The sequence below is a fragment of the Phaeovulum sp. genome (genome assembly GCF_030684035.1).
GTDB lineage: Bacteria > Pseudomonadota > Alphaproteobacteria > Rhodobacterales > Rhodobacteraceae > UBA6213.
Genome location: NZ_JAUXPI010000022.1, coordinates 1 through 13,379 on the forward strand (window position 1 = coordinate 1; position 13,379 = coordinate 13,379).

Here is a 13,379-nt window from a genome sequence, read left to right on the forward strand (position 1 = left end):
TGCAGCACAACGCCAAACCGAAGCCCTTCGTCTGGAGCAAGACCGCCGATGATATCATCACCCGCGAGCGCCGCGCGCTCGATGCTCTCGATGAAATCAGGGGAAATCGGTAGCAAATGTCAGACTCGGAACACTAGTGCCCCGAGCGCAGGTGCCGTCAAACCCAACGAGTCAGGCGGTCCGGCGTCCCGGCTTTGACTGCCTGGCTTGTTGGCGACCATGAGATCTAAAATACCAGCAGCGGGCAATGCCCGCGTTTGGACGTGCGCGCTTATAACAGGCGAACCATTTTAACGCCGCCAATTCGGCGTCCGGTTTCGCGTGGCCTTGTCATTCCCCATGCGTCAGCTGCATTTCGAATGGCCGCAGTCCGCGCAAACCATGCAGCCCTCGACCATCCGCATGGCATAGGCACCGCAATTGGGGCAGGCGGGCGCGCGCGGGGTGCCGTCGGCGGCAAGCGCCAGAGCGCGCGGGTCAGACTTCAACCCCAGCCCTTCACCCGCAATGAAGCCGATGGCGATCAGGTGGCGTTCGATCACCCCGCCAATCGCGGCAAGGATCGAGGGCACATACTTGCCCTCCATCCAGGCCCCGCCGCGCGGGTCGAACACCGCCTTCAGCTCCTCGACCACGAAGCTCACATCGCCGCCGCGCCGGAACACCGCCGAAATCATCCGCGTCAGCGCCACGGTCCAGGCGAAATGCTCCATGTTCTTCGAGTTGATGAACACCTCGAAAGGCCGCCGGTGGCCGCCTTGCAGGATATCGTTGACGGTGATGTAGATGGCGTGCTCCGAGCCCGGCCATTTCAGCTTGTAGGTGGCACCCTCCAGCGCCGCCGGGCGGCTGAGCGGTTCGGTCAGATACACCACCTCGACCCCGCTATCGCGCTCGGGTGCCTTTTCGCCAGCCTCGCTTACCGCCAGCACCGAACCCGTCACCGCGTTCGGGCGGTAGGTGGTGCAGCCTTTGCAGCCCGCATCCCAGGCCGCCATATAGACCTGCTGGAAATCGTCAAAGCTGATGTCGGCGGGACAGTTGATGGTTTTGGAAATGGAACTGTCCACCCATTTCTGCGCCGCCGCCTGCATCCGCACATGGTCAAGCGGCGGCAGCGTCTGGGCGTTGGCAAAATGCTCGGGCAAGGCAGCGTCGCCGCGCAGGTCGCGCCACATCTGCACGGCGTAATCGACCACTTCCTCTTCGCTGCGGCTGCCATCGGGTTGCAGCACCTTGCGGGTATAGGCATAGGCAAAGACCGGTTCGATGCCGGAACTGACGTTGCCGGCGTAAAGCGAGATGGTGCCGGTGGGGGCAATCGAGGTCAGGTGGCTGTTGCGGATGCCGTGGGCGCGGATCGCCTCGCGCACATCGGCATCCATCGCCTGCATGGTGCCCGAGGCCAGGTATTTCTCGGCATCAAACAGCGGAAACGGCCCCTTTTCACGCGCCAGTTCGGCGCTGGCAAGGTAGGCCGCGCGGGCAATCGCGTGCATCCAGGCTTCCGTCTGCGCCGCCGCCGCGCTGCTGCCATAGCGCAGACCCAGCATCAAAAGCGCATCCGCCAGCCCGGTGACACCAAGGCCGATGCGCCGTTTCGCCTGCGCTTCCGCCGCCTGCTGTGGCAGCGGAAAACGGCTGGCATCAACCACGTTATCCATCATCCGCACCGCGACCCGCACCAGCCGGTCAAGCGCGCCTGCATCAAGCGCCGCCCCGGCTTCGAACGGTCGCGCCACCAGCCGGGCAAGGTTGATGCTGCCCAGCAGGCAGGCACCATAGGGCGGCAGCGGCTGCTCGCCACAGGGGTTGGTTGCAGCAATGGTCTCGCAGTAGCTGAGATTGTTCATCGCGTTGATGCGGTCGATGAAGATCACCCCCGGCTCGGCGAAATCATAGGTCGCGCGCATGATCCGCATCCAGAGATCGCGGGCGTTGAGGGTTTGGTAGATCTTGCCGCCAAAGCGCAGATCCCAAGGACCGTCGGCCTTGACCGCCGCCATGAACGGATCGGTCACCAGCACCGAAAGGTTGAACATCCGCAGCCGCGCCGCATCCTGTTTGGCCGAAATGAAGGCCTCGATGTCGGGGTGGTCGCAGCGCATGGTCGCCATCATCGCACCCCGGCGCGAGCCCGCCGACATGATCGTGCGACACATCGCATCCCACACATCCATGAAGCTGAGCGGGCCCGAGGCATCCGCCGCCACCCCTTTCACCTCGGCCCCGCGCGGGCGGATGGTGGAAAAATCATAGCCGATGCCACCGCCCTGCTGCATGGTCAGCGCGGCCTCTTTCAGCATCTCGAAAATGCCACCCATCGAATCGGGAATGGTGCCCATCACGAAGCAGTTGAACAGCGTCACCGCCCGGCCGGTGCCCGCACCTGCGGCAATCCGCCCGGCGGGAAGGAACTTGAAATCTTCCAGCGCTTCGTAGAACCGCGCTTCCCACAGCGCAGGTTCCGCCTCGGCCTCGGCAAGGGCGCGGGCAACGCGGCGCCAGCTATCTTCGACCGTCTGGTCGATGGGCGCGCCATCAGCCGCCTTCAGGCGGTATTTCATGTCCCAGATCTGTTCGGCGATGGGGGCGGCAAAGCGGCTCATGGGAGGTCCGGAGTTGGGAAATTGCGCGGGCAAGGGGCTGCCACGATACGCGCCGCGCGGGCGCGGGTCAACGTTGCCTTGGCCTGGGGCTCCACTATATAGGGTCCGAAGGGGGTGATTGGCCGATATGCTGCATCTGATAAAGCTTTGCGTCGGGGCCGAGGGGGTCGATGATCTGCTGGCCTGGCAGCACGCCCGGTTTGGCGATGGTCCGGCAGAACATGTCACCCGCATGTGGCCCAGGCGTGAGGCCGAGCTTCTGGCGGGCGGCTCGCTTTACTGGGTGTTCAAGGGGGCGGTACTGGCGCATCAGAGGCTGCTGCGGCTTGAAGAACGGCGCGGTGCCGACGGTATCTTGCGCTGCGCGCTGATCCTGGCACCCGAGGCCCTGCGCACCGAGGCGCAACCGCGCCGCCCGTTTCAGGGCTGGCGCTACCTCATGCCCGCCGACGCGCCGCGCGACCTGCCACAGGGTCGTGACCACACCGACCCTCTGCCGCGCGATCTGCTGGATGCGATGTCGGTGATCGGGCTGCGCTGAACGGTCCCGGCAATGGTGCCCGGCACGGGCTTCCGCCCGTGCTACCAGTTGCCGTCGATGAGCCGCTGCATGGCCTCGCGCCAGCTTGGCACCGGCACGAAATAGCCCTTGGAAAGGAAGCTTTGTACCTCGAAGATCACCTGCGGGTCGTTGACCATGAGCGTATGGGTGACCGGCAGCACGATATGGTCGTTCATCCCCTCGACACGGGTGCTTTCGACGCTTACCAGCCCGTCATTCTCGCCGTCGAACAGAATCCGCGACGCCGGATTGATCGACCGGTCGCCCGCGATCACCCCAAGTTCAAATGCCACGCCGGGCAAACGTCCCGCCAGCGCGGTTTCGCCCTCGGTGGCAAGCTGCATTGCCGAAGGCCCGCGCAGCCAGGCGAGCGTATCGGACCGGGTCAGCAGGTCGGCGACTTCCGAACCCTGGTTTGGCGGCGCGAGCATAACCGCGCGACCGATGCGGGCGGTGTTCTCCGCCCGGAGCGCCCAGACCCGCAACAGGATACCGCCCATCGAATGGGTAACGAAATCGACCGCGCCCGGGTCCTTGCACTCGGCCACCGCGGCATCGACATAGCCGACAAGGTTTTGCAGCGCCTCGTCGGTCGAGGGGTAATCGGAATTGACCACCTGATAGCCAAGCCGCGACAATACGCCCTGCAGCAGCAGCAGCGACCGGTCAGACCGCGCGAGCCCGTGCAAAAGCACCGCACAGCGCGCTTCGGCCACAACCGAGGTGGCCAGCAACAGCATCAGGGCCAATGAAATGCGGCGCAACATGGCATGAATGTAAGCTGCCGGGGCACCGGTTTCCAGCCCCGCGGGGTCAGGCGCGCGAATACATTCCTTCGTAGATCGGCACCAGAGTATCGGTTTCAAACAGCGACGATACGGAAGTGCCATTCCAGATGTTCAGCACCGCCTGCGCGAACATCGGGGCCACCGGCACGATGCGGATATTCGGGCAGGACCGCACCGCCGCCGTGGGCTCGATCGAATCGGTTATGACCAGCGATTTCATCACCGACGCCTTGATCCGCTCGACCGCCGGGCCAGAAAGCACGCCATGGGAGATGTAGCTGTGCACCTCGGTGGCACCATGTTCCATCAGGATGTCGGCGGCTTTGCAGAGCGTGCCCGCAGTATCGCAGATGTCATCGACGATGATGCATTTCTTGCCCGAAACATCGCCGATCACCGTCATGCCCGCCACCTCGCCCGCCTTTTCGCGGCGCTTGTCGACGATCGCCAGCGGCGCACCAAGCCGCTGCGCAAGGTCGCGCGCCCGCGCCACGCCGCCGACATCGGGCGAGATTACCATGATATCGCCAAGCTGGCCTGCAAAATGGTGTTTGATATCAAGCCCGAACACCGGTGCGGCATAAAGGTTGTCCACCGGAATGTCGAAAAATCCCTGAATCTGCGCCGCGTGCAGATCGAGCGTGAGCACCCGGTGCACCCCCGCCTCGGTCAGGAGGTTCGCTACCAGTTTTGCCGAAATCGGGGTGCGGGCCTTGGCGCGGCGGTCTTGCCTTGCGTAGCCGAAATAGGGGATCACCGCGGTAATCCGCGCCGCCGAAGACCGGCGCAGCGCATCGACCATGATCAAGAGTTCCATCAGGTTGTCGTTGGCCGGGTTCGATGTCGGCTGGATGATATACATGTCCTCGCCGCGCACGTTCTCGAACACTTCCACGAATATCTCGCCATCGTTGAAGCGTTCGACCCGCGCCTCGACCAGTGCCACATTCATGCCCCGGTGCATCGACATGCGCCGCGCGATGGCCTGGGCGAGCGGGCGGTTGGCATTGCCGGAGATGAGTTTGGGTTCGGTCATGGCGGGCATTGGGCAGCTCCTGCGAGGAAAGTCAGGCGGTGCGACCGCCGTTCGACGGGATTCGGGCAATTGCGCCTGCCTTAGCACCGGGCTAGCCTGCCCGCAAACGCAAGCGACAGGGGGGCCAGCAGCATGGCGCATATCGACTACTTTTTCTCGACTGTCTCGCCCTGGACCTATCTTGCGGGTGATCGGCTGGAAAAGATTGCGGCACGGCATGGCGCGCGGGTGCACTACTATCCGCTCGACGTGGTGGCGCTGTTCGCGCGCACCGGTGGCACCGCGCCCGCCGCGCGCCACCCTTCGCGCCAGGCCTACCGCGCGCAGGAACTTGTGCGCTGGGCCAAACGGCTCGGGATGCCGTTCAACCTCAAGCCCGCGCATATCCCCACCAACCCCGCCCCCGCCTCCTATGCCATCATCGCCGCGCAGGCGGCTGCGGCAAAGGGTGCCACTGGCGATTTGGCAGGCCTCGTGCAGGGGGTGCTTCGGGCGGCATGGGCCGAAGGGCGCGACATTGCCGAAGATGCGGTGATCCGCGATCTGCTGGCGCGCCATGGCTTCGACCCGGCACTTGCCGATAGCGGCCTGTTCATCGGGGCAGACACCTACGAGCGCAACCTTGAAACCGCTGTCGAGCGTGGCGCATTCGGTGCGCCCTTCTACATCGTGCGCGAAACCGATGCGCGGTTCTGGGGGCAGGACCGGCTGGACATGCTCGACGACCATCTCGCGGGGCTCTGATGCCGCGCGAGATACGGGCGGGGCATCCGACCTTCTGGCAGGTTTTTGGCAGTGGCGCGCGCCCTGCCCTCGCAGTGCATTGCACGCTGGCCCATTCCGGTGCCTGGGCCGGGGTCGCGGCGCGTCTGCCAGAACTCGCGATCACCGCCTTCGACATGCCCGGCCACGGCCAGAGCGCGGCCTGGGCGGGCAGTGATTATCAGGGCGATGTCACCCGCATCGCCGCCAGCTTCATCGACCGCCCGATCGACCTGATCGGTCATTCCTTCGGCGCAACGGTCGCGCTGCGGCTGGCAGTGGCCGCCCCCGAGGCGGTGCGTACGCTGACACTGATCGAACCGGTGCTGTTTGTCGCTGCCGCTGGCACCGCCGAATTTGCCGCGCAGATGGCCGACAATGTCAGGCTTCAGGCATTGATCGACGCGGGCGACACCGAAGCTGCGGCGCGGGGCTTTGTCGGTCAATGGGGGGCCGGGCTGCCTTGGGAGAAGCTCGACCTGAACACCCGCCGGGCGTTTGTGGCGCAGATGCCGCTGGTTCTGGCGGGGGGCGAGGCGACCTTTGCCGATACCGCCGAGGTGTTGCGCGCCGGCGGGCTTGAGGGTATCGACGCCCCGGTGATGCTGATCCGGGGCGAGAAAAGCCCCTCGATCATGGCGATCATCTGCGAAGCCATTGCCGCGCGGCTGCCCGATGTGGGCGTTGCGGTGATGCCGGGGGCGGGGCATATGCTGCCGCTCACCCATGCCGCAGGGGTCGCCGAGCTGATCGCGCTCAACCTCAGCCGCGCATGAGCGCAAGCAGCCCCTCGACATCCTCCGGGGTGGTGGACCAACTGCACACGAGCCGCGCCGAAAGCGGCGCGTCGGCATCGCCTGCAAGCGACTGGTCAAAAGGCCAGAGGTAATAGGCGGCCCCGCCCGCATGCGCCCGCCGGTGCGCAGCGCGCGGAAAAGCCGCAAAGACCGCGTTGGCTTCGGTCGGGTGCACCAGAGAGGCACCGGGCAGACGCAGAATGCCATCTGCCAGTCGCGCCGCCATGGCATTGGCATGGCCCGCAAGCCGAAGCCAGAGCCCGCCCTCCAGATAGGCCAGCATCTGCGCTGCAAGAAACCTGTGCTTGGAAAAAAGATGCCCGCCCCGCTTGCGCCGAAGCTCGAACTCCCATGCTTTCGCCGGATCGAAGATGATTACCGCCTCGACCCCGAGGCAGCCGTTCTTGGTGCCACCAAACGACAGCACATCCACCCCCGCGCGCCAGGTCATCTCGGCGGGGCTGGCACCCGAAGCGACAATCGCATTGGCAAAACGCGCACCATCCATATGCACCGGCAGGCCAAACCCCCTGGCCACTTCCGAAAGCGCCGCTACCTCGGCGGGCGTGTAGACGGTGCCGTGCTCGCTGGCATTGGTCAGACTCACCATGCCGCGCTGAACGTTATGCACCCCCGAACGCCCGGTGAAGCCAATTGCCTCGGCAAGCGCTTCGGGGGCCATCTTGGCATGCGCGCCATCGACCAGAACCAGCTTGGAGCCACCGGTGTAGAACTCGGGCGCGCCGCATTCATCCTCTTCGATATGCGCGTTGCGGTGGCAGAAGATCGCACCCCAGGGTTCGGTCAGAATCGCGCAGGAAAGCGCGTTGGCAACGGTGCCGGTGGCCACCAGATAGACCGCCGCCTCGGGTGCCTCAAAGAGCGCGCGCAGCCGCTCCCGCACCTGCTCGCTCAGCGCATCGTTGCCGTAGGGCATGGCGTAACCGCTGTTGGCGGCGGCCACGGCCGCGAGGATATCGGGGGCGGCGGCAGAGGCATTGTCGGAGGCAAAATTCATTCAGAGATCCTCGATGATATGGGCTTCCCAATCGGCTTCGGGCACGTCGCGCTCTGACACCGTCCAGCCGCGCACAGACTGGCCCGCGGCATGCACGCTTTCGGGGTCGCCGGTCAGCAGCGGGTGCCAGTCGGGCAGCGGTTTGCCGAAGAACCGCAGCCGATAGGCACAGGTCGAGGGCATCCAATAGGCACCCTCCTTGATGCTCCGCGGCGTCATCCGAATGCACTCCGGCACGAACTGGTGGCGGTTCTCGTAGCTTTTGCAGCGGCAGGCCTGGCTGTCGAGCAGGCGGCAGGCGACCCGGGTAAAGGCAACCTCGCCGTCATCCTCGAACTCAAGCTTGTTGAGGCAGCATTTGCCGCAGCCGTCGCAAAGCGCCTCCCATTCCGAAGGCGTCAGCTTGCCAAGCGGCAGTTCCCAGAAACGGGGGCGGTTGGGCGGTGTCATGGCGCGGAAGCTGCCGCAAAGCCAGGCGAATGGAAAGGGGTCACAGCGCGGTCAGGCATGACCGCGCCGCTGCGCAATCCGCCTCGATCTGCTGGATAAGCGCGGCGAGTGATGCGAATTTCGCTTCGGGGCGCAGAAAATCGATCAGCGCAACCGAAAGGTGCTGGCCATAAAGATCGCCGCCGAAGTCGAAAATATGGGTCTCAAGATTCGGCGCGTTTTCGCCAAACATCGGCCGCACGCCAAGGCTTGCCACACCGTCGTAACTGCCCGCCTGCGCGCCGGTCAGCACATCGACCCGGGCCGCATAGACGCCAAGGCGCGGCAGATGCAGCCCGGCAAGGCCCATGTTGGCGGTGGGGTAGCCAAGTTCGCGGCCGCGCTTGGCACCATGTTCCACCGCGCCTTCGATCCGGTGCCAGTGGCCGAGCATGGCGGCGGCATCGCGCGGGCGGCCCTCGCTCAGCGCGGTGCGGATCGCGGTTGAGGAAACCTCAACCCCGTCGATCTGCAAAAGCGGCGCAATGGTGACGCCGAAGCCGCAAGCCCCGCCCAGCCGCGCCAGGGTTTCAGCGCTGCCGACGCGACCCTTGCCGAAACGGAAATCGGTGCCGACGGTCACATGCGAAACCCCGAGCCCGGCACCGAGAACATCCCGCGCGAAGGCCTCCGCGCCCATCGCCGCAAGCCTTGCATCAAAGCGCAGCTCACAAAGCAGCTCGACCCCGAGCTTTTCCAGCCGGTGCGCGCGCGCTTCGGCATTCATCAGCCGGAAGGGGGCAGCGGCTGGGGCAAAGAAGGCGCGCGGGTGCGGCTCGAAAGTGACGATACCAAGAGGCGCGGGCTGCGCCTGGGCAAGCGTTATCACCGATCGGTGGCCAAGATGCACGCCGTCGAAATTACCCATCGCCACCGATGCGCCCCTGAGCGCCGGGGAAAGCCCCTGCCAGTCGGAAATGGTCTGCATGTTCCCCGCTTCGCGCTTGCGGCGGGGTGGCCCGCCCGATCAGTCGAACTTGTGGCTTGGCGCAAGCACCAGCGCTTCGCCTTTCAGCACCACCGTATCGCCCACGAAGCAGAGGGTTTCAAGCGTGACGCGGCGCCGCGCATGGTCGATTGCCATCACCTTGACCTCGGCGCGCACCACGTCGCCCGGCCGCACCGGGGCCATGAAGCGCAGCGATTGGCCAAGATAGACAGCACCGTGGCCCGGCAACTGCTCGCCGATCACCGCCGAAATGAGTGCCGCGGTCAGCATGCCATGCGCGATGCGGCCCTCGAAAATCGTTTCCTGCGCGTAGGCATCGTCAAGATGCACCGGGTTGCGGTCTGTCGATACTTCGGCGAAGAGCGCGATGTCATGGTCGGTGATGAGCTTCTGCAAGCCCCGCGTCATGCCGATTTCGATGTCTTCGATGAAGATCGTGCCGCGCGGCAGATTGTCGAGCATCATCCCGGTCCCCAGATTTATGTTGCAGTGCAGCATAACGGCAGTGCGGGCACCGCGCAAGAGGCTCGCGCAACTTTTTAACACATGCAGGCAGTTTTTCGCAACTATGTTGCTCAGCGCCTGCGGCGGGCGGGGCTGCGGGGGGCCGTCTGCCCCCCGGGCAGCGCGCCGCCCTCAACGGGCGGCCCGCTGCCTCCCCCCGAGGATATTTGGACCAAAGCAGTATGACGGGCGCAGTCTCAGCGAAGCCGCGCCGCCGCATAGCCGGGGGCCTGCATTTGCCCCGCCAGCCAGCGGTCGAGCAGTTCCGGGTCAGGGTTTTCAGGATCGGGGCCGAATTCGGCAGCGGCAAGCCCGCTGGTAATGAACAGCACATCGAGCCCCTCGCCCGCAGCCCCCGCAACATCGGTGCCGATGCCATCGCCAATTGCGAGCACCCTGGCCTCGGCGGTGCCGCCCAGGGCCTCGAGACGGCGCATCGCCAGATCGTAGATCGGCGGGTGCGGTTTGCCGAAATAGAGCGCCGTGCCGCCCATTTCCTCGTAGAGCGCGGCAAGCGCACCGGCGCAGTAGATCCGCGCCGAGCCCATGTCGACCACCAGATCCGGGTTGGCGCAGAGCATCGGCAGGCCGCGGGCCTTGGCGAAAAGCAGGCGGGCGCGGTAGTCCTCCGGCACCTCGGTCAGTTCTTCGAACGGGCCGGTGCAGACAATCGCCTCGGCCTCGGCCAGCGGCACCCGCTCGATCAGGGGCGCGGCGGCCCATTCCGGCGGAACTGCGGTAAAGAAGCCTTCGTCCTTTGGCGGGCCGAGGTGCCAGACGCGGCGACCCACGGCACCCGAAAACATTGCATCCTGTGCGGCATCGCCGGAGGAAACCACCAGATCCCAGGCGTCGCGCGGCACCCCCATGCGATCGAGCCCGTCGATGACAAACCGCGACGGGCGCGGGGCATTGGTCAGAAGCACCACCTTGCCGCCATTCCTGCGGAATTGCTGCAACGCGGCGACGGCGGCGGGGAATGGTGCCATGCCATTGTGCAGGCAACCCCAGAGATCGCAAAGCACCGCGTCATAGGCGGGCGATATTTCGGCCAGTGCAGTGATCATCTGGGTCATGCGAGGCTCCCGTTTCGCGCCGTTGTGACCGCCTTGGCGCAAAAAGGAAAGACCCGGCGGCGCGCGAAGACTTTACTTGCGCCGCCGTCCACTGCTCATATATCACCACCTGAATATGATCAGGGGAATTCGTTCCATGAGCGGCATGACGAGGCGGCACTTCATCAGCTACGGGATCGGCGCGCTAACGGTGGCGGGGGCGGCCTACGGATGGGTGGCGGTGACCGGCGCGCGCAGGCAGCCCGCCGCGCCCGCTTTTGCATCAAGGTTCATGACGGTCGCCGAGATGCAGGCAACCGGGGCGCTGATCGTCGATATCCGCAGGCCCGACGAATGGGCCGAAACCGGGGTGATCGATGGCGCAAGGCTGGTGACCTTCGCAAGTCCGCAGAGCTTTTTGAACGTTGTCGGCCCCGAGCTTGCCGATGGGCGCGCGCTGATTCTGATCTGCCATTCGGGCAACCGCAGTTCACTTGCCGCCGAAGCTTTGGCGAGCATGATCCCGAACCCGATCACCTCGGTCGCGGGCGGCATGAGCCAGCAGGTCGCGCAGGGCTACCAGACGGTGCGCGCGGACTGCGCCATCTGTTGAAAGCGCAACCCCGCCGGAGCGACCCGGCGGGGCTGGTCGCCCCTGAATGTCAGAGCTTCAGCGCCGGGATGATCTGTTTCTTGCGGCTCATCAGGCCGGGCAGAACCACGCTGTCGTCGGCCACCTTGCAGGCAAACGAGGCTTCGGCGATCTGCTTGACCAGCGCATTCGGCACCAGCAGCGTCGCCTCTTCGCGCAAGATGTCGATGATGAAGAGCAGCACCTGATCGGCACCATCCGCAGCAGCGACGCCCGGCATTGCCGCCATCAGTGCCGCCTTGCGGTCGAGCAAAAGCTGCGGCGCGGTGGTTTCCAGCACCGAAACCCGCAGATGCTTGCCCGCGACTTCATATTCCTTGCTGTCCATGCGCAGCAGTTCCGCATCCGAGAAGGCCGAAACGTCGGACTTGGCGGCGAAAAGCTCGGCGGCGTAGTCGGGGATGGAGATGTGCAGATCGTGTGCCAGCTTCTCGGCCACGGCGCGGTCATGGCCGGTAGTGGTCGGGCTGCGGAATTCGAGCGTGTCCGAAAGGATGCACGACAGCATCGCGCATTTGATCGGATCGGGCATTCTTGCGGCACTTTCGCCCATCAGATCAAAAAGCACGGTGGCGGTGCAGGCAAGCGGGCGAATGGTGACCTCGATCGGTGCCTTGGTCTTGATGCCACCGGCGAGAAGGTGGTGGTCGATGATGCCGATCACGTTCGCTTCGTTGATCGAGGGCGGCAGCTCGGCGGGGTTGTTGGTATCGACGATCACCACCTTTTCGCCCGCCGCCACATCGGCGATGATCGGCGGCCTCGGCAGGTTCCAGCGCTTGAGCACGAAGGCGGCCTCGGTGTTGGGCTCGCCCAGCAAAACCGCGCGGGCGGGGGTGTTTTTCACCGCCGTCAGATACCAGGCCCAGATGATCGGCGAGCAGGTGGCGTCGGTATCGGGGGATTTGTGGCCAAGAACGGTAATCATGATATGCCTCACATGCGATGGTTAGCCGCGTTATAGGGGCTGGCACCGGGCTTGTCACTTGCCGCGATGCAGCAATCAGCGGGTGATGGGCAGGCGGGTCAGGGCAAAGCCCTCGGCTTCGAGCAGCGCCAGCAGGCCAGCTTCGCCGGGCAGGTGCAGCGCGCCGGAGGCAACCAGCACTGGTCCGCGCCCGGCAGCGGCGAGGATGGGTGCCAGCCAGGCCCGGTTGCGCCGAGCGATCAGAAGGTCTTCGGCAAGCCGCATCTGGGCTTCAACCACAGCGGCGGCCATGCCCGAACCGGTCAGCGCATCATGGCGGGTGAATTCCCAGATCAGCCGGGTTTCCTCGGCGAAATAGGCATCGGCGAGGGTGGCCGTATAGTCATCGGAAGCTTCGGCGGTGATCAGCGCCGCCCGGATCAGGTCGATCTGGTCGCCATCGGGGATCAGGTCAAACAATGTCAGCGCGGCGTCATAGGGTTCCATCGCCAGCACCGGAAGCCCGCGCGCCCTTGCCTCGGCGATCAACCGACCGTCAAGACCCTCGCGCCCCGCCGCCACCTCGCCCAGCGCGCAAGGCGAAAGCGACAGTGTCATCGCGGCATACCAGGGCTTGAACTTGGCGGCGAGAAAACCAGGCACGCCGCGGGCGCGCATGGCATCGGCGAGGCGCTGCCAGTCAGGTGCCGACATGCGGTCCGGCAGGGTCGGGCCGCTCGGCACGAAAAAGAGATCGAGCCGTTCCGACAGGGCCTGCTTGAGCAGCAGCTCTTCCTCGGGTCCGGCCTCGACCAGAAGCGTGCGGGCGCTGGCGAGCACCGGCTGCAATGCGGCCATGCTGGCTTCATGCCGGGGGTCGTCAAAATGGAAGGTGCCGACCAGCGTGATCCGCTCGATCCCGCGCTCCGCCCGCCAGAGCAGGCCTTCGGCATGAGGAACCTGCGCGGCACGGTGCCGAAGCTCGGCGCGGATTTCGGGGGAAAGCGCATCAAACAGGTTTGCGCCAGCGCAGGCCGCCTTTGCGCCAGCCGCCGCCATGAGGCAGACCGCGGCCATGGCGAGGGATCGGAGCAAGGTTCGGGCGGCGCGCATGGGCCAAGGGTGCCACGCATTTCCGCCCGCGCCAAGCTCTGTCGCGAAACTGCATTTTATCCTTGCAGGCCCGTTGACAGGTCGGGAACGGTTGCCTATCTCAGCCCTGCTGGCACTCGCCCTGGGTGAGTGCCAATT

Annotated in this window: 14 protein-coding genes; 4 read left to right on the forward strand and 10 right to left on the reverse strand. The window is 65.3% G+C overall.

Translation table 11 applies throughout. The features are described from left to right. Nucleotides 1–344: 344 nt before the first annotated feature. Complete coding sequence (locus Q8J98_RS05700) at nt 345–2,609, reverse strand: adenosylcobalamin-dependent ribonucleoside-diphosphate reductase (RefSeq protein WP_305293528.1); 2,265 nt, start codon at nt 2,607–2,609, stop codon at nt 345–347. Nucleotides 2,610–2,727: 118 nt separating this feature from the next. On the opposite strand from Q8J98_RS05700, the gene Q8J98_RS05705 reads away from it, so the two are divergent. After that, nucleotides 2,728–3,150, forward strand: a complete 423-nt coding sequence (locus Q8J98_RS05705; RefSeq protein ID WP_305293529.1) for a DUF1489 family protein — start codon at nt 2,728–2,730, stop codon at nt 3,148–3,150. A gap of 41 nt (nt 3,151–3,191) precedes the next feature. On the opposite strand, the gene Q8J98_RS05710 is transcribed toward Q8J98_RS05705, so the two are convergent. Both Q8J98_RS05710 and Q8J98_RS05715 read right to left on the reverse strand, forming a co-directional pair. Then, nucleotides 3,192–3,938 (reverse strand): alpha/beta fold hydrolase, encoded by a 747-nt coding sequence (locus tag Q8J98_RS05710; RefSeq protein WP_305293530.1) that lies wholly within the window; start codon nt 3,936–3,938, stop codon nt 3,192–3,194. A 46-nt stretch (nt 3,939–3,984) separates the two neighbouring features. Then, nucleotides 3,985–5,004: a ribose-phosphate pyrophosphokinase gene (locus Q8J98_RS05715; protein WP_305183891.1), complete on the reverse strand. Its 1,020-nt coding sequence runs from the start codon at nt 5,002–5,004 to the stop codon at nt 3,985–3,987. Nucleotides 5,005–5,127: 123 nt separating this feature from the next. On the opposite strand from Q8J98_RS05715, the gene Q8J98_RS05720 reads away from it, so the two are divergent. Then, nucleotides 5,128–5,739: a 2-hydroxychromene-2-carboxylate isomerase gene (locus tag Q8J98_RS05720; protein WP_305293531.1), complete on the forward strand. Its 612-nt coding sequence runs from the start codon at nt 5,128–5,130 to the stop codon at nt 5,737–5,739. Continuing rightward, nucleotides 5,739–6,533 carry an alpha/beta fold hydrolase gene (locus Q8J98_RS05725; protein WP_305293532.1) on the forward strand — a complete coding sequence of 265 codons (795 nt, stop codon included), beginning with the start codon at nt 5,739–5,741 and terminating at the stop codon, nt 6,531–6,533. The genes Q8J98_RS05720 and Q8J98_RS05725 overlap by 1 nt, the downstream gene beginning before the upstream one ends. Here the strand turns inward: Q8J98_RS05725 and Q8J98_RS05730 are convergent. The 5 genes from Q8J98_RS05730 to Q8J98_RS05750 form a co-directional block, all read right to left on the reverse strand. Beyond that, the gene (locus Q8J98_RS05730) at nt 6,520–7,572 is read right to left on the reverse strand and encodes a low specificity L-threonine aldolase (protein WP_305293533.1); all 1,053 of its coding nucleotides are present in this window, start codon (nt 7,570–7,572) and stop codon (nt 6,520–6,522) included. The two genes, Q8J98_RS05725 and Q8J98_RS05730, sit on opposite strands and share 14 nt — an antisense overlap. After that, nucleotides 7,573–8,022, reverse strand: a complete 450-nt coding sequence (locus Q8J98_RS05735; RefSeq protein WP_305293534.1) for a YcgN family cysteine cluster protein — start codon at nt 8,020–8,022, stop codon at nt 7,573–7,575. A gap of 40 nt (nt 8,023–8,062) precedes the next feature. Further along, entirely contained in the window at nt 8,063–8,989 is a 927-nt protein-coding gene (locus Q8J98_RS05740; protein WP_305293535.1) for a bifunctional riboflavin kinase/FAD synthetase, read from the reverse strand. Nucleotides 8,990–9,028: 39 nt separating this feature from the next. Beyond that, a complete protein-coding gene (locus Q8J98_RS05745) occupies nt 9,029–9,472 on the reverse strand; it encodes a MaoC family dehydratase (RefSeq protein WP_305293580.1) in 444 nt (147 codons plus the stop codon). Between the two features lie 239 nt (nt 9,473–9,711). Then, nucleotides 9,712–10,590, reverse strand: a complete 879-nt coding sequence (locus Q8J98_RS05750) for a TIGR01459 family HAD-type hydrolase (protein WP_305293536.1) — start codon at nt 10,588–10,590, stop codon at nt 9,712–9,714. Between the two features lie 136 nt (nt 10,591–10,726). Here Q8J98_RS05750 and Q8J98_RS05755 point away from each other — a divergent pair, with 136 nt between their 5' ends. Next, complete coding sequence (locus Q8J98_RS05755) at nt 10,727–11,182, forward strand: rhodanese-like domain-containing protein (protein WP_305293537.1); 456 nt, start codon at nt 10,727–10,729, stop codon at nt 11,180–11,182. Nucleotides 11,183–11,231: 49 nt separating this feature from the next. On the opposite strand, the gene Q8J98_RS05760 is transcribed toward Q8J98_RS05755, so the two are convergent. Then, entirely contained in the window at nt 11,232–12,149 is a 918-nt protein-coding gene (locus Q8J98_RS05760; RefSeq protein ID WP_305293538.1) for a manganese-dependent inorganic pyrophosphatase, read from the reverse strand. Between the two features lie 75 nt (nt 12,150–12,224). Next, complete coding sequence (locus tag Q8J98_RS05765) at nt 12,225–13,205, reverse strand: TraB/GumN family protein (protein WP_305293539.1); 981 nt, start codon at nt 13,203–13,205, stop codon at nt 12,225–12,227. Between the last annotated feature and the right edge of the window lie 174 nt (nt 13,206–13,379).

Bases quoted from the DNA above. Each gene is read 5' to 3' on its own strand.
- Q8J98_RS05765 (WP_305293539.1), bottom strand. From the start codon at position 13,205: ATGGCCGCGGTCTGCCTCATGGCGGCGGCTGGCGCAAAGGCGGCCTGC.
- Q8J98_RS05720 (WP_305293531.1), top strand. From the start codon at position 5,128: ATGGCGCATATCGACTACTTTTTCTCGACTGTCTCGCCCTGGACCTAT.
- Q8J98_RS05755 (WP_305293537.1), top strand. From the start codon at position 10,727: ATGAGCGGCATGACGAGGCGGCACTTCATCAGCTACGGGATCGGCGCG.
- Q8J98_RS05725 (WP_305293532.1), top strand. From the start codon at position 5,739: ATGCCGCGCGAGATACGGGCGGGGCATCCGACCTTCTGGCAGGTTTTT.
- Q8J98_RS05745 (WP_305293580.1), bottom strand. From the start codon at position 9,472: ATGCTCGACAATCTGCCGCGCGGCACGATCTTCATCGAAGACATCGAA.
- Q8J98_RS05735 (WP_305293534.1), bottom strand. From the start codon at position 8,022: ATGACACCGCCCAACCGCCCCCGTTTCTGGGAACTGCCGCTTGGCAAG.
- Q8J98_RS05715 (WP_305183891.1), bottom strand. From the start codon at position 5,004: ATGCCCGCCATGACCGAACCCAAACTCATCTCCGGCAATGCCAACCGC.
- Q8J98_RS05740 (WP_305293535.1), bottom strand. From the start codon at position 8,989: ATGCAGACCATTTCCGACTGGCAGGGGCTTTCCCCGGCGCTCAGGGGC.
- Q8J98_RS05700 (WP_305293528.1), bottom strand. From the start codon at position 2,609: ATGAGCCGCTTTGCCGCCCCCATCGCCGAACAGATCTGGGACATGAAA.
- Q8J98_RS05760 (WP_305293538.1), bottom strand. From the start codon at position 12,149: ATGATTACCGTTCTTGGCCACAAATCCCCCGATACCGACGCCACCTGC.
- Q8J98_RS05730 (WP_305293533.1), bottom strand. From the start codon at position 7,572: ATGAATTTTGCCTCCGACAATGCCTCTGCCGCCGCCCCCGATATCCTC.
- Q8J98_RS05750 (WP_305293536.1), bottom strand. From the start codon at position 10,590: ATGACCCAGATGATCACTGCACTGGCCGAAATATCGCCCGCCTATGAC.
- Q8J98_RS05710 (WP_305293530.1), bottom strand. From the start codon at position 3,938: ATGTTGCGCCGCATTTCATTGGCCCTGATGCTGTTGCTGGCCACCTCG.